General features: G+C 64.1%; 19 protein-coding genes. 13 read left to right on the forward strand and 6 right to left on the reverse strand.

The genetic code is table 11. The features are described 5' to 3' along the window. Positions 1-132: 132 nt before the first annotated feature. On the reverse strand, positions 133-747 hold the full coding sequence (gene gstA / locus JJC00_RS03805) for a glutathione transferase GstA (RefSeq protein ID WP_200471422.1): 615 nt from the start codon (positions 745-747) through the stop codon (positions 133-135). Positions 748-873: 126 nt separating this feature from the next. On the opposite strand from gstA, the gene JJC00_RS03810 reads away from it, so the two are divergent. The 3 genes from JJC00_RS03810 (at position 874) to JJC00_RS03820 (ending at position 3,596) form a co-directional block, all read left to right on the forward strand. Beyond that, entirely contained in the window at positions 874-1,371 is a 498-nt protein-coding gene (locus tag JJC00_RS03810; protein WP_027533069.1) for a MarR family winged helix-turn-helix transcriptional regulator, read from the forward strand. 99 nt (positions 1,372-1,470) lie between these two features. After that, a complete protein-coding gene (locus JJC00_RS03815) occupies positions 1,471-2,841 on the forward strand; it encodes a glutamate--cysteine ligase (RefSeq protein ID WP_200471423.1) in 1,371 nt (456 codons plus the stop codon). Between the two features lie 167 nt (positions 2,842-3,008). Next, positions 3,009-3,596, forward strand: coding sequence for a PAN domain-containing protein (locus tag JJC00_RS03820; RefSeq protein WP_200471424.1), 588 nt, complete (start codon positions 3,009-3,011; stop codon positions 3,594-3,596). Positions 3,597-3,603: 7 nt separating this feature from the next. Here JJC00_RS03820 and JJC00_RS03825 read toward each other — a convergent pair whose 3' ends face one another. From JJC00_RS03825 to tldD, 3 genes are read right to left on the reverse strand one after another with little or no spacing between them, the layout of a single operon-like run. Beyond that, positions 3,604-4,170 carry a nucleotidyltransferase family protein gene (locus JJC00_RS03825; protein ID WP_200471425.1) on the reverse strand — a complete coding sequence of 189 codons (567 nt, stop codon included), beginning with the start codon at positions 4,168-4,170 and terminating at the stop codon, positions 3,604-3,606. An 11-nt stretch (positions 4,171-4,181) separates the two neighbouring features. Then, positions 4,182-4,958, reverse strand: coding sequence for a signal peptidase I (gene lepB / locus JJC00_RS03830; RefSeq protein WP_200471426.1), 777 nt, complete (start codon positions 4,956-4,958; stop codon positions 4,182-4,184). Further along, positions 4,955-6,382: a metalloprotease TldD gene (gene tldD / locus JJC00_RS03835; protein WP_200471427.1), complete on the reverse strand. Its 1,428-nt coding sequence runs from the start codon at positions 6,380-6,382 to the stop codon at positions 4,955-4,957. Before tldD ends, lepB begins: the two co-directional genes overlap by 4 nt. Positions 6,383-6,550: 168 nt before the next feature. Between tldD and JJC00_RS03840 the strand changes: the two genes are divergently transcribed. After that, positions 6,551-6,838 carry a hypothetical protein gene (locus tag JJC00_RS03840; RefSeq protein ID WP_246774078.1) on the forward strand — a complete coding sequence of 96 codons (288 nt, stop codon included), beginning with the start codon at positions 6,551-6,553 and terminating at the stop codon, positions 6,836-6,838. A gap of 6 nt (positions 6,839-6,844) precedes the next feature. On the opposite strand, the gene JJC00_RS03845 is transcribed toward JJC00_RS03840, so the two are convergent. Further along, positions 6,845-7,405 carry an invasion associated locus B family protein gene (locus tag JJC00_RS03845; RefSeq protein ID WP_200471428.1) on the reverse strand — a complete coding sequence of 187 codons (561 nt, stop codon included), beginning with the start codon at positions 7,403-7,405 and terminating at the stop codon, positions 6,845-6,847. Between the two features lie 448 nt (positions 7,406-7,853). Here JJC00_RS03845 and coxB point away from each other — a divergent pair, with 448 nt between their 5' ends. The 9 genes from coxB (at position 7,854) to JJC00_RS03890 (ending at position 14,956) form a co-directional block, all read left to right on the forward strand. Further along, a complete protein-coding gene (coxB, locus tag JJC00_RS03850) occupies positions 7,854-8,708 on the forward strand; it encodes a cytochrome c oxidase subunit II (RefSeq protein WP_200471429.1) in 855 nt (284 codons plus the stop codon). Positions 8,709-8,795: 87 nt separating this feature from the next. Further along, the gene (gene ctaD / locus JJC00_RS03855) at positions 8,796-10,421 is read left to right on the forward strand and encodes a cytochrome c oxidase subunit I (protein WP_200471430.1); all 1,626 of its coding nucleotides are present in this window, start codon (positions 8,796-8,798) and stop codon (positions 10,419-10,421) included. Between the two features lie 60 nt (positions 10,422-10,481). Then, positions 10,482-11,426 (forward strand): heme o synthase, encoded by a 945-nt coding sequence (locus tag JJC00_RS03860; RefSeq protein ID WP_200471431.1) that lies wholly within the window; start codon positions 10,482-10,484, stop codon positions 11,424-11,426. A 7-nt stretch (positions 11,427-11,433) separates the two neighbouring features. Continuing rightward, positions 11,434-11,598, forward strand: coding sequence for a hypothetical protein (locus tag JJC00_RS03865; RefSeq protein ID WP_018644977.1), 165 nt, complete (start codon positions 11,434-11,436; stop codon positions 11,596-11,598). Positions 11,599-11,603: 5 nt separating this feature from the next. Continuing rightward, positions 11,604-12,260 (forward strand): cytochrome c oxidase assembly protein, encoded by a 657-nt coding sequence (locus JJC00_RS03870; protein WP_200471432.1) that lies wholly within the window; start codon positions 11,604-11,606, stop codon positions 12,258-12,260. Positions 12,261-12,325: 65 nt separating this feature from the next. Then, on the forward strand, positions 12,326-13,222 hold the full coding sequence (locus tag JJC00_RS03875) for a cytochrome c oxidase subunit 3 (protein ID WP_200471433.1): 897 nt from the start codon (positions 12,326-12,328) through the stop codon (positions 13,220-13,222). Between the two features lie 96 nt (positions 13,223-13,318). Then, positions 13,319-13,720 carry a DUF983 domain-containing protein gene (locus JJC00_RS03880; protein WP_200471434.1) on the forward strand — a complete coding sequence of 134 codons (402 nt, stop codon included), beginning with the start codon at positions 13,319-13,321 and terminating at the stop codon, positions 13,718-13,720. Then, complete coding sequence (locus tag JJC00_RS03885) at positions 13,717-14,481, forward strand: SURF1 family protein (RefSeq protein WP_200471435.1); 765 nt, start codon at positions 13,717-13,719, stop codon at positions 14,479-14,481. Before JJC00_RS03880 ends, JJC00_RS03885 begins: the two co-directional genes overlap by 4 nt. Positions 14,482-14,590: 109 nt before the next feature. Continuing rightward, positions 14,591-14,956 carry a nuclear transport factor 2 family protein gene (locus JJC00_RS03890; RefSeq protein WP_200471436.1) on the forward strand — a complete coding sequence of 122 codons (366 nt, stop codon included), beginning with the start codon at positions 14,591-14,593 and terminating at the stop codon, positions 14,954-14,956. Here the strand turns inward: JJC00_RS03890 and JJC00_RS03895 are convergent. Continuing rightward, complete coding sequence (locus JJC00_RS03895; protein WP_200471437.1) at positions 14,953-16,293, reverse strand: histidine kinase; 1,341 nt, start codon at positions 16,291-16,293, stop codon at positions 14,953-14,955. The genes JJC00_RS03890 and JJC00_RS03895 overlap by 4 nt on opposite strands. Between the last annotated feature and the right edge of the window lie 80 nt (positions 16,294-16,373).

The following is a 16,373-nucleotide window of genomic DNA, read 5'->3' on the forward strand; positions in this document are numbered from 1 at the left end:
AACAGTAGTTCATAAGTCTAACTAAGGTACGATGATCCGGCGAAGCGGGTTCGCGCCGATGCCGATCCAGCGGCAAATATAAAGGGGCCGGATCGTCGACCCGGCCCCTGGGAGATTGATCGCCCTCGCGGCTCAGGCGGCCTGGATCAGCCCTTCCTTCTTCAAGGCCTCCTGCACCTTCGGCCGCGCCGCGACGCGGGCCTTGTAGGCGGCGAGGTTCGGCATCGCCGAGAGGTCGAACTTCATCCGATCGCCCCAGGTCAGCATCGTGAAGAGATAGCCGTCGGCGACCGAGAACTGCTTGCCCATGAGGTAGTCGCGGCCGGCGAGCTCGCTGTCGATGTGCTTCAGCTTGCCCATGACGCGGTCCTTGAAGAACGCCTTGGCGTCGTCATTCAGCGCCGGTGCGAACAGCGGGCCAAAGCTCTTGTGCACCTCGGAGGTGAGGAAGTTCAGCCATTCGAGCAGCTTGTAGCGCTCGGAACTGTCGCGCGCGGGCGCCAGCGCCTTGGCCGGGACCTTGTCGGCGATCATCTGGACAATGACCGGCCCTTCGGTCACGATCTCGCCGCTGTCGAGGCCCAGCGCGGGGACCTGACCCTTCGGATTGACCTTCAGATAGTCTTCACCGTTCTCGAGCTTCTTGGCCCGGATATCGACCTTGACCAGCTCATAGGGCAGGTCGGCCTCCAGGAGCGCGATATGGGGGGACAGCGAGCAGGCGCCGGGCGAGTAATACAGTTTCATGGAATTTCCTCCTCTTGACGCTTGGTTGGGGCGAAGGAACGCCTACATGCACCTGCATGCAATAGTCAAGATTGATGCAGGTGCATCGAGTGGGGTAAGAAGCGGACGACGAGTTTGAGCGGGACCATGAAACGCAAACCATCGACCGAGGCAACCAGTGCCTGGATCCGCCTGATGCGGGTGCAGAGCCGTGTGCTCGACTGCGTCGAGCAGGACCTGAAGAAGGCCGGTTTCCCACCGCTGGCATGGTACGACGCGCTGCTCGAATTGTCGCGCGCGCCGAGCGGAGAGCTGCGCCCGGTGGAACTCGAGCGGCAGATGCTGATCCCGCAATACTCCACCTCGCGGCTGATCGACCGCCTGGTCGACGAAGGCCTCGCCTCCCGGCGCGAATGCAAGATCGACAAGCGCGGCCAATTCGTCGAGATCACGGAGGCCGGCCGCGAATTGCAGAAGCGGATGTGGGGCGCCTACTCGGCTGCGATCGAGAAATATGTCGGCTCGAAATTGTCCGATGCCGATGCCGTCAAGCTCAGCGGTCTGCTCGACCGGTTAGGCTGCTCGTGCGGCGAGATGAAGCTGCCGCCCGTCGTCAACGTCAACGAAACTTCGCCGTCGCGATGACCGCGCGGCAAACCAACAGTCCGCGCGCCCGGTGGGTTCGCGGACCATCCCCGTCACCCCGCGCGCATTCGATCGAAGCGCTTCTGATTAGAGTTTGATATGGCGCGAGACCAGATCGATATGACGCCGCTGCAATCGCGCGACGAGCTCGTTGCGTGGTTCGAGGCCGGCTGCAAGGACCCGTCCGAATTCCGCATGGGCACCGAGCACGAGAAGACGCCGTTCACGCTCGAAGGCCATCGTCCGGTGCCTTATGAGGGCGCGCGCGGCATCGGCGCGCTGCTCGAAGGCATGAAGCTCCTGCTCGGCTGGGAGCCGATCATGGAGAAGGGCAGCATCATCGGTCTCTACGACGTCACCGGCGGCGGCGCGATCTCACTCGAGCCCGGCGGACAGTTCGAGCTCTCCGGCGCACCGGTCGAGAATGTGCACCAGACCCAGAGCGAGCTGATGGCGCATCTGGCGCAGGTGCGCGAGATTGCGACCCCGCTCGGCATCGGCTTTCTCGGTCTCGGCATGACGCCGTCCTGGTCGCGCGCCGACATTCCGGTGATGCCCAAGGGTCGCTACAAGATCATGACCAATTACATGCCGAAGGTCGGACAGTACGGCCTCGACATGATGTACCGGACCTGCACGGTGCAGACCAATCTCGACTTCTCGTCGGAAGCCGACATGGTCAAGAAGCTGCGCGTCTCGCTGGCGCTGCAGCCGGTCGCGACCGCTCTGTTCGCCAATTCGCCGTTCACCGAAGGCAAACCGAACGGCTTCCTCTCCTTCCGCTCCGAGATCTGGCGTGACACCGACAATGCGCGCGCCGGCATGATGCCGTGGGCGTTCGAGGACGGCATGGGTTTTGAGCGCTATGTCGACTATGCGCTCGACGTGCCCATGTATTTCGTCAAGCGCGGCGAAGATTACATCGACGTGTCGGGCTCCTCGTTCCGCGCCTTCTTCGACGGCCGCAACAACAATCTGCCCGGCGAGCGTCCGACCCTGTCGGACTGGGCCAACCATCTCTCGACGATCTTCCCGGAAGTGCGGCTCAAGCGCTATCTCGAGATGCGGGGCTCCGATGGCGGCCCGTGGGGCCGTCTGCCGGCGCTGTCGGCGTTCTGGGCCGGGCTGCTCTATGACGATGTGTCGCTCGACGCCGCCTGGGACCTCGTGAAGCACTGGACCACGCCTGAGCGTCAGGCCCTGCGCGACGACGTGCCGCGCTTCGGCTTCAAGGCGCGGATCAAGGACCGCTATCTCTTTGAGATCGCCAAGGAGTGCCTCGTCCTGGCCCATGCGGGCCTGCGTCGCCGCGGCCGCATCGATGCGATCGGCCGCGACGAAACGCGGCATCTGGAGCCGCTCGACCGCATCATCGATTCCGGCCGCACCCCGGCCGAGGAGATGCTCGAGAAGTTCAACGGCGCCTGGAAAGGCTCGGTGGAACCGGCCTACACGGAATACGCGTTCTAGAGCTCGGAAAACCGCGTCACACTTTGCGCGAACGCGGCCCTTCGGGGCCGGATCATGCGTTAGGGCTACGAGCAGGATTTAGCCTGTTCATCGCCCATACAGGTTTGCGGCGATCAAATGACCGGCCGAAAAACCTGAGCGCCGTCAATAACTCGAAAGCTGATCTGATGGGGAAGGGCCGCCTGCCTGCCGTCATGGCAAAGGTCTTGGCAAAGGTTTTGGCAAGCGTCGTGGCCTGCATCACGCTGCTGTTGCTCGTGCCTGCGAGTGGGCCCGCGCGCGCCCAGACGGCGTTCGATCGGCCCGGCGGCGATTATTCCAGCACGCCGATGCCGTCGGGCGATCCCGAAGATTGCGCGCTGCTCTGTGAGCGCGATCGCCGCTGTCGCTCCTGGAGCTTCAGCTATCCCGACATCGACGGCGCCGCGGCGGTGTGCTGGCTCAAGAATACGGTGCCGCCGCGGCAGCCCGCCAATTGCTGCATCTCCGGCGTGCGCGGCGCCGGCGTGATCGAGCCGCGCGTCGAGGGCGTGGAGACCTCGATCGACCGCCCCGGCGGCGATTTGCGCAATTTCGAGCTCAAGGACGGCGAAGGGGAGGACGTCTGCAAGGCCGCCTGCACTGCCGACAACAAATGCCGCGCCTTCACCTATGCCCGTCCCGGCTATACGGGCCGCGAAGCGCGCTGCTTCCTGAAAAAGGACATCAAGCCGCCGCGGCGAAAGGCCGGGTTCACGTCGGGCGTGGTGAGATAGGCTCGGATTACTCCGCTGCTATCACCGTAAGCTCCGGCCATAGCGCTTTCCATCGCGCTGCCTTGGTCGCGTAGTTCGCCGCAGAAAAATTCAGGGCTGGGTTGGGCCGCACGATCAATCTCTCGACGTCGTCGAACCCATGCGGTGCGTAGACCTCATGACCATTATCCAAGCGCCTCACGCCGATTTGCGTGTTCTGCGTGAGGAAGCGGTCGATGCCGTCAGTCGCGCGCGTCAAGGGCGGATAGGGCAGGCCGTGCTTGGCCGGATACCAAAGATGCACGCGGGCCTGATTGCGGATCTCGATCTTGGCGCCGAGATGCCCGAGCCGTTCGTGCAGCGTGCGGATCACGGTGTCCTCGGCTTCCCACGACGTATCGGGGTCAAAATAGAACGCGTCATAATCGGAGATGCCGTGATCGATCGCACGGCCCGTCAGCACGTTCCAGACCGTCTGAGCCAGGCAGCCCGCCACCAGCCATGCATCCGGCAGCGCGAGCCGAGGTAGTTCATCGAGGATCGCACCGTTGACTGGATTCTGCAGCGCGAGGGCAAGAAATTCGTCCTTGCCCACCCTGCGATCAATCAGTGCACGGCGGTGAAGAACCGCGCGAGGCGGAAGCCGGAGAGCCAGGTCCAGACCGGCTGGCCGCGCATGCCGAGATCCCAGGAGCCGAGCACGGCATCGGCACGGCCGACCAGATTGTCGATCGGCAGCAGGCCGACGCCGCCAGAGCGCAGCGGCACGCGGCTGTCGGCCGAATTGTCGCGGTTGTCGCCGAGCACGAACAGATGTCCGGGCGGAACCGTCACTTCCTGCGTGTTGTCGAGCGGACCGTTGTCGCGCATCTTGAAGATCAGGTGCTTGACGCCGTTCGGCAGCGTCTCGACGTAGCGATAGGCGGGCTCGCTGCCGCCATTGTCGTCCTCGGCGGCACCGACGCCATCAGGCTTGAGCTCGGCGGGGCGATCGTTGATGAAGAGCTGACCCTGTCGCATCTGGATGCGGTCGCCGGGCAGACCGACTACGCGCTTGACCCAGGCCTGCGAGCGGTCGCCGGGCCAGCGGAACACCACGACATCGCCTGCCTTGGGCGTCTCCGCGAACACGCGGCCGGTTTCCGGCAGGTTGATCTGGATCGGCAGCGACGAGGTGCCGTAGCCATAGGGGAATTTCGAGGCGAGCAGCGCGTCGCCGATCAAGAGCGTCGGCTCCATCGAGCCCGACGGCACGTAGAACGGCTCGGCCAGCGCGCCCTTGGCGATGAAGACGGCGGCGACGATGCCGGCGAGCTGCACGAGCTGGCCGCCCCAGCCGCTGCTCTTCCGCTTGGTGCTGACAGTTACTTTTTCAACGCTCATGCGCCCGTTCCACCCACCGTAATGCGTTCCATCAGCAGCGACGGCTGGCCGACGCCGACAGGCACGCCTTGGCCGTTCTTGCCGCAGGTGCCGATGCCGGTATCGAGCGCGAGATCGTTGCCGATCATGCGGATGCGATGCAGGTCGGTCGGCCCGTTGCCGATCAGCATGGCGCCCTTCAGCGGCGCGCCGATCTTGCCGTTCTCGATCTTGTAGGCCTCGGTGCACTGGAAGACGTATTTGCCCGAGGTGATGTCGACCTGCCCGCCGCCGAAATTCGCGGCGAACACGCCGTTCTTCACCGACGCGAGAATCTCGGCCGGGTCGCGGTCGCCCGCGAGCATGTAGGTGTTGGTCATGCGCGGCATTGGCACATGGGCATAGCCCTGGCGGCGGCCGTTGCCGGTCGGCTTCATGTTCATCAGCCGCGCGTTCTGGCGGTCCTGCATGTAGCCGACCAGGATGCCGTCCTCGATCAGCACGGTGCGATTGGTCGGCGTGCCTTCGTCGTCGATCGAGAGCGAGCCACGCCTTGAGGCGATGGTGCCGTCGTCGACCACGGTGACGCCCTTGGCCGCGACCTGCTGGCCCATCAGACCGGCAAATGCAGACGTCTTCTTGCGGTTGAAGTCGCCCTCGAGGCCATGACCGACCGCTTCATGCAGCATCACGCCGGGCCAGCCGGCGCCGAGCACCACGTCCATCTCGCCGGCGGGGGCGGGAATCGATTCCAGATTGACCAGCGCCTCGCGCAGCGCGCCGTCGGCGGCGTCGCGCCAGGACTGAGTCTCGATGAATTCGGCATAGCCGGCGCGGCCGCCATAACCCTTGCTGCCGCTTTCCTGGCGATCGCCCTGGCCGGCGACGACGGAGACGTTGACGCGCACCAGCGGACGGATGTCGCGATAGCTCTCGCCGTCCGGCCGCAGGATCTCGACGACCTGCCATGTCGCACCCAGGCTGACGCTGACCTGCCGCACCCGCGGATCCTTGTCGCGCAAGTAGGCGTCGATTTCGGCCAGCAGCTTGACCTTGATCTCGAAGCCCGGCGCGTCCAGCGGATTGTCGTCGGAGTACAGCCGCACGTTGGTATGCGCCGGTGGGGCGGCAAAGCTGCCGGAATAGCCGCCGCGGACGGCGGCCACCGCGTCGGCGGCCCGAATCAGCGCCGGCAGCGACACGTCGGAGGAATGCGCATAGCCGACCGCATCGTCCTTCACCGCGCGCAGGCCGAATCCCTGCGAGGTGTCGTAGGTCGCCTGCTTCAGCCGCCCATTGTCGAACATCAGCGCTTCGGTCTGGCTGTATTCCAGGAACAATTCGCCGTCGTCGGCACCGGCAAGGCCGCGCGCGACCTCGTGGCGAACCTGGTCGCGGTCGAGATTGGCACGGTCGAGCAGGGAGCTTGTGGCAGGGTTGGTCATGCGTCCGTCCATTACCGGGGGATGTGGGGCAAGATAATGGTTTCGGAACGGTTCCGCGAGGGGCGGGCCGTCACATTACAGAAACGATAGGTGCGACTCTGCTTTAAGCCGGCTTTCAAGCTTTGCGGGTATGACAGCGTCACTCTGGGCGAGAGCCGCGGCAAAAGCATGTGGAATTCCTTGCTTGTGTTCTGGGATCAGTATCACGGCCTGATCATTGGCTTCGCCGTCTTGGCGCTGGTGCTGCTCGCCAATCAGCTGATCTATCGCCGCTTCTGGACATCCTATCCCACTCGCGAGGCCTATCTCGCCGCACATCCTGGCTGCGAGACCGCTGACGGCATCGTTTGCGCGACGTGCCGGCAGAGAGCGCTGGAAGGGCCCGTGGCCGGCCGAGGCCGCATCTATCGCTGCGGCTGGTGCGAGACCGAGCTTTATCGCGTCGATGGGGCTTGAGCGCCCCTACGGCAGCTTGTCATAGCCCTCGCCGAGCCCGTTCAGGCTGAGCGGGAAGCCGATGCCTTCTTCGGGCGTCTCGAAGATGATGAAGGTCGCGGTCTTGGCGCTGCGAAGCTGGCCGAGCAGCTTGTCGTCCATGACGACCTCGGCGACGCAGCCATTGGGGAGGCAGCGGACGAAGCCGGCGCGGCCGACGTCCTGGTTGTCGAGCTTGAGCCCGAGGCCGGAGGGCAGCAGCACGCCCAGGGGGGCGACCACGCGCATCAGGCGGCTCTTCTGGTCGGCGGTCTTGAGCACGATTACGGTGAGGCCGGCATTGGAGCGGTCTTCCGCCACCACGCTCTGGATCAGGGCGCATTGCTCGGCCTGGGCGCCCGGCGGGGTGTCGCAGCGAATCTGCCAGTCGCCATGGACGGAGCGCACCGCGCCCTGCGCATGGGCGAGGCTGGGCAGGAAAAGGCTCGGCAATGCAAGGAAGAGGGCCGCGGCCAGGAGGCCGATCAGCGCCTTGAGGCCATCAGCCGGCCAAATAGCCGATCTTGCCATGCATCTCGAATGCCCCATCGGGGTGGGTCCCTCTGCTCGCTTGGGTCGCTCGCGCTGGTGGACTGATACGGCAATGACGGCGTCTTGAAGGCAATTCCCAAGCAAATCCCGCGCCGCCTTAGCCTGCCATCGCCGGCACGAATCAGGTTCCTGCGCAACTGTCCGCCAGTGCCTACCGCGGGCAATTCAGCTGTCAAGCCGCGGCATCCCGGGAAACGGTATTTTTGTCTGATGTTGCTGGGAAATATCTTGCGGGTGATGGCTGACAGAGGGGGCTCAAGACTGCATTGCGATAGATCAAGAATTATGGTTTGAGAGGCTTGATTTCGGCGTTTGAGCGATCTGGCCCCAATTCCTCTTAGAGGTATTCTTGCGCGGCGGTTTGTCGGACGGGCGGGTCGAATAAGCATTTCCCGGAAATAGGGGAATGCACTTGGGGTGATTTCGTAAGGGGAGCGCGAGCGGCATGAGGATGTCCAAGAGTCGGGTGGGCCGGCATTTGCTGGGATTGGCCACCATCGCCTTGGTGGCGGCTGGCATCACGCTGGCGACGGGCGGCGCGGCATTTGCCGAGCTCGGACAGCCGGCGCCGTGGGAATGGCACCTCCAGGCCTCCGGGTCTCCGGTGATGGACAATATCGTCTGGTTCCACGACTTCCTGTCCGTGCTGATCATCGTGATCACGTTGTTCGTGCTGGCGCTGCTCGTGGTCGTGGTGGTGAAGTTCAATTCGAAGGCCAATCCGGTGCCATCGCGGACCACCCACAACACGCTGATCGAGGTGGTGTGGACCCTGGTCCCGGTGCTGATCCTGGTCGCCATCGCGGTGCCGTCGTTCCGCCTGCTGTTCCTCGAGCTCGACGTGCCGAAGGCCGATCTGACCATCAAGGCCACCGGCAAGCAGTGGTACTGGTCCTACGCCTATCCCGATAACGGCAAGTTCGAGTTCGATTCGCTGATGGCCCAGGACAAGCAGCCCCGGCTGCTCGGCGTCGACAACGAGATGGTGGTGCCCATCAACAAGGTGATTCGCGTTCAGGTCACCGGCGCAGACGTCATCCACGCCTTTGCGCTGCCGGCGTTCGGCGTCAAGATCGACGCCATTCCGGGCCGGCTGAACGAGACCTGGTTCAAGGCCACCAAGACCGGCATGTTCTACGGCCAGTGCTCGGAATTGTGCGGCAAGGACCACGCCTTCATGCCGATCGCGATTCGCGTCGTGAACGACCAGGAGTTCGCCTCCTGGGTTGAAACGGCGAAGAAGAAATATGCGAGCGGCGGCACCAGCACCTTCGCCTCCGCAGCCGGCCCGACGCAGTAAGCGCCGGGCGACGGCTTGAGGGACTGAAAGCGACATAAAGGGCGGGACCTCCAAAGGTCCGAATGGGACGCAAGGCAGGATTTGAAAATGGCAACCAGCGCAGCGGCACACGGCGATCACGCGCAAGACCACGGACATGGCGAGCACGCCCATCCGACCGGATGGCGGCGCTACGTCTATTCGACCAACCACAAGGACATCGGCACGATGTACCTGATCTTCGCGGTCATCGCCGGCATCATCGGTGCCGCGATGTCGATCGCGATCCGTGCCGAGTTGATGTATCCGGGCGTGCAGATATTCCACGAAACGCACACCTATAACGTCTTCGTGACCTCGCACGGCCTGATCATGATCTTCTTCATGGTCATGCCCGCGATGATCGGCGGCTTCGGCAACTGGTTCGTGCCGCTGATGATCGGTGCGCCTGATATGGCGTTCCCGCGCATGAACAACATTTCGTTCTGGCTGCTGCCGGCCTCCTTCGCCTTGCTCTTGATGTCGACCTTCGTCGAGGGCGAGCCCGGCGCCAACGGCGTCGGCGCCGGCTGGACCATGTATGTGCCGCTGTCGAGCACCGGTCACCCGGGCCCGGCCGTCGACTTCGCGATCCTCTCGCTTCATCTGGCGGGCGCCTCGTCGATCCTCGGCGCCATCAACTTCATCACCACGATCTTCAACATGCGCGCGCCGGGCATGACCCTGCACAAGATGCCGTTGTTCGTGTGGTCGATCCTGGTGACGGTGTTCCTGCTGCTGTTGTCGCTGCCGGTGCTCGCCGGCGCGATCACCATGCTGCTGACCGACCGCAATTTCGGCACGACGTTCTTCGCGCCCGACGGCGGTGGCGATCCCGTGCTGTTCCAGCACCTGTTCTGGTTCTTTGGTCACCCCGAGGTGTACATCCTGATCCTGCCCGGCTTCGGCATGATCAGCCAGATCGTCTCGACCTTCTCGCGCAAGCCGGTGTTCGGCTATCTCGGCATGGCCTACGCCATGGTTGCGATCGGCGGCATCGGCTTCGTGGTGTGGGCGCACCACATGTACACGGTCGGCATGTCCTCGGCGACGCAGGCCTATTTCGTTGCCGCGACCATGGTGATCGCGGTTCCGACCGGCGTAAAAATCTTCTCCTGGATCGCCACGATGTGGGGCGGCTCGATCGAATTCCGCGCCCCGATGATCTGGGCGGTGGGCTTCATCTTCCTGTTCACGGTCGGTGGCGTTACCGGCGTCGTGCTGGCGAATGCGGGCGTCGACCGCGTGCTGCAGGAGACCTACTACGTCGTCGCGCACTTCCACTACGTGCTGTCGCTCGGCGCGGTGTTCGCGATCTTCGCCGGCTGGTACTACTGGTTCCCGAAGATGTCGGGCTACATGTACAACGAGACGCTGGCGAAAGCGCACTTCTGGTTCACCTTCGTCGGCGTCAACCTGGTGTTCTTCCCGCAGCACTTCCTCGGCCTGTCGGGCATGCCGCGCCGCTACGTCGACTACCCGGATGCGTTCGCCGGCTGGAACCTGATCTCGTCGATCGGCTCCTACATCTCCGGCTTCGGCGTGCTGATCTTCCTGTACTGCGTGCTCGACGCCTTCATGAAGAAGGTCCCGGCGGGTGACAATCCCTGGGGTGCAGGCGCCACCACGCTGGAGTGGACGCTGCCCTCGCCGCCGCCCTTCCACCAGTTCGAAGTGCTGCCCCGCGTGCAGTAAGCCAACTCCCGCGGCGCCCGAGACGGGCGCCGCGGCTTTAGAACGAAGCGAGTTAAATTAGTGTCCGTCCTCGACCACAACGCCGTCGACATCAATCCCCGCATCTCCGAGGCGGAGGTTGCCGACTATCTCGCGCTGCTCAAGCCGCGGGTGATGTCGCTCGTGATCTTCACCGCGCTGGTCGGGATGGCGATGGCGCCGGGACACTTCCACTGGGTGCTCGCGATCACCTCGCTGCTCTGCATCGCAGTCGGCGCCGGCGCTTCCGGCGCGCTCAACATGGCGCTCGAGGGCGACATCGACGCCAAGATGTCGCGCACCGCGAACCGCCCGATTCCGCGCGGCCGCATCACCCGGCCCGAGGCGATGGCGTTCGGCATGACGCTCGCCTTCTTCTCGGTGATGACGCTCGGCATACTCGTCAACTGGATCGCGGGCGCGCTGCTTGCCTTCACCATCTTTTTCTACGTCGTGATCTACACGATGGTCCTGAAGCGCTGGACCGCGCAGAACATCGTGATCGGCGGTGCCGCCGGCGCGCTGCCGCCGGTGGTGGCCTGGGCTTCCGTGACCGGGACGGTCGACGTCGAGCCGCTGCTGCTGTTTGCCATTATCTTCTTCTGGACGCCGCCGCACTTCTGGGCGCTGGCGCTGTTCCGTTCCGACGACTATGCCCGCGCCGGCATTCCGATGCTGCCCAATGTCGCCGGCCCCGACGCGACCCGTCTCCAGATCCTGCTCTACACCATCGTGCTGATCGCAGTGGCCGCAGCGCCCTGGGCGCTCGGCTATTTCGACGCCATCTATGGTGTCACCTCGCTGGTGCTCGGCGCCGGCATGCTGGTGCTCGCCATCAACGTCTATGTGCGTCGGACGCGAGCTGCGTCCCTGCGTGCGACCCGCAAGCTGTTTGCCTTCTCGATCCTGTATCTGTTCGCGCTGTTCGCGACCCTGCTGGCCGAGGTCGTCTATCGGGCGCTTGCTCCGATGGTTGGGAGCGCATGAGGCAGGAATGGCTGACAAACCCGAGCCAGATGGAATCGTCCTCACCGAGGCGCAGAAGAAGAGCCGTCGTCAGCGCTCGATTGCGATCGCGCTCGCGCTCGGTGTCCTCGTCGTGCTGTTTTTCGCCGTCACCATGGTCAAGGGACCGGCGGTTCTAGTTCGCCCAATGTGAGAGAGATGGATCGAGAGCCGACCATATCGCGGGATCAGAGCCGAACGGCCAGGAAAGGCCGTTCAGGGGGCTTGGGGCGTGATGTGCTGGTCGCCTCGATCTGCGGCGGCGTGGTTGCGCTGATGGTCGGCGCGTCCTACGCGGCGGTGCCGTTCTACAACTGGTTCTGCCGCGCCACCGGCTTCAACGGCACGACCCAGGTCGCGACCTCGGCGCCCGCCACCGGCCCGATCGCACGCAAGATCACGGTGCGTTTCGATTCCAACGTCGCGCCCGGCCTGCCCTGGAAGTTCGAGCCGGAGCAGACCGAGGTCGAGGTCAATATCGGCCAGGTCACCACCATCTATTACACTGTGACCAACCAGGCCGCGCGCACGACCTCAGGGCAAGCCGCCTACAACGTCGCACCGCTGACGGTCGGGTCCTATTTCCAGAAGATCAACTGCTTCTGCTTCACCGAGCAGACCATGGCGCCCGGCGAGAAGCGCGAGATGCCCGTGGTGTTCTACGTCGATCCGTCGATCGTCAATGATCACGACAATGACGGGCTCGGCACGATCACGCTGTCCTACACGTTCTATCCGGTGCGCGATCCGGTGGTAAAGCCGATCGCATCCGGCGAGGACGACAAACGCAAGAGAAATCTCCAGCCGCCGGGTTGACGCTCAGGGGTTGGAATAAGGGGATAAGTGCCGGACAGGCACGGGATTGAGGAGAGAGACCGCAAATGGCAACCGCGCAAGGCAAGCACCACGACTACCATCTGGTCGATCCTTCTCCGTGGCCGGTGGTCGGGTCCATCTCGGCCTTCATCATGGCGGTCGGCGCGATCACCTGGATGCACCACATGCTCTCTGCGGCGCCGATCATCTTCGGTATCGGCACCGTCGGCGTGCTCTACACCATGGCGAGCTGGTGGGGCGACGTGATCAAGGAAGCGCAGTACAAGGGCGACCACACCCGCGTCGTGCAGATCAGCCATCGCTATGGCATGATCCTGTTCATCGCCTCCGAGGTGATGTTCTTCGTCGCCTGGTTCTGGGCCTATTTCAACGCGGCGCTGTTCCCGGCCGACGCCGTCCATGCCACCCGCGACGCCGTGTTCGGCTGCGGCCTCGGCACCGCCGCCGGCGCCTGCTCGGTGCCGGGCACCTGGCCGCCCCATGGCATCGAGACCTTCGATCCCTGGCATCTGCCGCTGCTCAACACGCTGATCCTGCTCACCTCCGGCACCACCGTGACCTGGGCGCACCATGCGCTGCTGGAGAACGATCGCCAGGGCCTGAAGTATGGCCTGATCCTCACCGTCCTCTTGGGTGCGACCTTTACCTGCGTGCAGGCCTATGAGTATAGCCATGCGGCGTTCTCGTTCGGCGGCAACGTCTATGGCGCAACCTTCTTCATGGCGACGGGCTTCCACGGCTTCCACGTGCTGGTCGGCACCATCTTCCTGATCGTCTGCCTGGCGCGCGCCTATGCCGGCCATTTCTCGCCGACGCAGCATCTCGGCTTCGAGTTCGCCGCCTGGTACTGGCACTTCGTCGACGTGGTGTGGCTGTTCCTGTTCCTCTGCATCTATGTCTGGGGACACGGCGCCGAGACCATGGCCCACGGCGCGCACTGAGCCGCGACAGATCAACTGGGAAAGGGCGGCCGTAGGGCCGCCCTTTCGCTTTCCACCGGCCAGGCTTCGGCTCAAACTGTGATAGACTTGCGCGTCATGAACGAACCTGTCGGTACTCCTGAGTCCCAGCCCACCGTCCTGCAAAGCGCACTGCGCGGGCTCGCGTGCAAATGCCCGCGCTGCGGCCAAGGCAAGCTCTATGCGGGCTTCCTCACGCTGGCGCCGGCTTGCGAGAAATGCGGCCTCGACTATGCCTTCATCGACTCCGGCGACGGTCCGGCGATCTTCATCATCATGCTGGCCGGCGCGATCGTGGTCGGCTGCGCGCTCATCGTCGAGGTCAAATACCAGCCGCCGTACTGGGTGCATGCGGTGCTCTGGCTGCCATTGATCCTTGCCACCACGCTTCTGCCGCTCCGCGCGATGAAATCGCTGCTGATCGGGCTGCAATTTCACCACAAGGCAGCACCTGGCCGGCTGGTCGACCGCGCGAAATGAACGAGACTATCCGCAAGCCCCGCGTGGCCGGCTTCGCGCTGTTCACGCTCCTCCTGACGGCCGTCTTCGTTGCCCTCGGCGTCTGGCAATTGCAGCGCCGTGTCGCGAAACATCAGTTGATCGCAGCATTGACCGAGCGCCTCGCTGCGGCACCTGTTGCGTTGCTGCCGCCGTCGCAATGGAGCACGCTGACGCCGGAGCGGGACGAATTCCGCCGGGTCACTTTTGCGGCGACCTACGAGTCCCGTCTGGATGCGATGGTCTACAGTTCCGGCTCCGCCATCCGCCCCGACGTTTCCGGTCCCGGCACTTGGGCTTTCCTTCCTGCACGGCTGGCCGGCGGCGATATCGTCGCGGTCAACGCGGGCTTCGTGCCGAACACCAAACAGGACCGCGCCCTGCAGGATCAGGCGGTCGAGCGGCTCGTTACCAACAAGCCGGCGATGTTGACCGGCTACATCCGTTTCCCCGAAGCGGCCAGCGTGCTCATGCCTGACGCAGAGCACGACAAGCGGCTGTGGTTCGCGCGTGATCATCTGGCGATCGCGAGCGCGCTCGGCTGGGGCACGGTCGCGCCGTTCTATATCGATCTCGAACAGCCGGCGCCCGAGAACGGCATTCCGCGTCCCGGTCCGCTCGACGTGCATCTAAAGGACGACCATCTGCAATACGCCGTCACCTGGTTCGCGCTTGCCGGGGCCGTGCTGATCGCATTCGCGGTCTGGCTGCGGGGACGACGGCAGAGCGGAGCAAACCCGTAGGTTCCCGGTGGGAACCCGGAATCGCCCGGGCTTTATTATTCAGCGCATATTCACGAGGGTGGCCGTAAGCCGCACTGAAAGTTTTTTCGCGGCAAACAGGATTCTTGGCGTGCGCGATTTCGATCAGATGGGAATAATCGTCGATTGGATGGATGCCTGTCGCAAGGGCGACCTCGCGACGCTGCTCGATCTCTATGCCGACGATGGCAAGGTGGAATGTAGCTGCAATGGCACCCATCTCTATCGCGGCCGGCACGAACTGGAAACCTATTGGGGGCCGAAGCTCAGCGCGTTCTCCTCGGCGGGCTTCGGCCTGGAGGAAATCCATCCCGGGCAGAACGGCATCGATCTCGAATATTCCATCGCGGGCGCGCTCCGCGTCCGTGCCTCGTTTCGCTTCAGTGCCGAAGGCAAGATCCACAGCACCCTGTGCGAGCCGGCGCAGCAGGGCGCGCACGATTGCGCCGCGTGCTAGGCGGAGATCGGGGCGTCGCGAACTTCGCCCAGCGGAAGGCGGCAGCGCACATAGGTTCGGTCGTCCGCGCGCAGCAGTGACAGCGATCCGCTGAGTGCGCGCACGCGCTCGTGCATGCCGGTCAGGCCGCGGCCGAAAACATTCTCGGCGGGAAAGCCGCCGCCGTCATCGGAGACCTCGACCGCGAGCGCGTCGCCGGCAATCGCCGCCTGGACATGCGCATTGCGGGCTCCGGCGTGCCGCAGCACGTTGGTCAGCGCTTCCTGGATGACGCGATAGACGGTTTGGGCCAGCGGCCCGTCGAGGTCGTTGAGATCAGGATCGATCGTTGCGGTGAGGCCGATATGCGGCGCCTGCCTGCGAAAATTCCGGAGCAGCGTCTGCACGCTGGCCTCGAGCCCCAATTCCTCGATGTAGAGCGGCCGCAACCGGTCGAGGATGCGGCGGTTGGTCTGCTGAAGCGCCTCGACGGACCTCATGACCTCCTGCACGGAGTTTCCGAGATTTCCCGCCTGCGGGGCGGCCTCGCTCAGCGCGATCGCGGCGGCGCGGATGCTGAAGAGCAGCGGGCCCAGCTCGTCATGCAGCTCGCGGGCGAGATCGCGCCGCTCATTGTCCTGGAGCGACACCAGGCGGTGCAAGAGATCGCGATTGTCCTGGCTCAATTGCGCGAGGGTCGCTGCAAGGGCATTGGCTTCCTCGCAGCTCTGCCGGATTTCCGGCGGTCCCCCGACCGGGATCGGCGTCGCATAGTCGCCGCGCCGCATTCGTGTCAGGCCTGCGCCGAGATCTTGCAGAGGCCGCAGCGCCGATCTTGCGAAGAGATAGGCGATCGTTCCGGTCAATACCATCAGCACCGCAATGAGGCTCATCAGTGCCAGAAAGCCAATCCACTTTTCGAACAGATCGGCCGAGAGGTCGGGCGTGAACAGGATGTCGCCAATGTGCCTGCCGTCGATGATGACAGGGGATGCCGCGTCCATGTCCGGGATGGCGATCAGATCCGCGAACCATCGCGGCACGCCATGCAGGTCCCGCAGACCGTCCTTCCCAGGGGGCAAAGGACCCGCCTCCACGGGGCGGAATTGAATATCAGAGGAGGTGCCCAAAGAATTGACAAATGCGTCAAGCACCTTCCGTGGATTGTCCGTGGCGCCGAGAGCGCTGTTGAGTGCGAAAGCGACGATCCGGGTCGAGCGTCGACCGGGCTCATTCTCGTCAGCCAGTTGGCCGGTCGCGAAGGTCTGGAGCAGCAAACCACCCATTGCCAGCGCGGCGAGAAAGCTCAAGCCGAGCGGGAGAAACAGCTGGGTCCTGAACGAGAGTCGTTGCCACATTAGGTCAATTCTAACGCGCATTGGCGGGATTTTCTCTTTCCATTTGTTCCCGCCGGTCTATGAGTCCAGAAAACAAGAGA

The organism is Bradyrhizobium diazoefficiens (genome assembly GCF_016616885.1).
Taxonomy (GTDB): domain Bacteria; phylum Pseudomonadota; class Alphaproteobacteria; order Rhizobiales; family Xanthobacteraceae; genus Bradyrhizobium; species Bradyrhizobium diazoefficiens_F.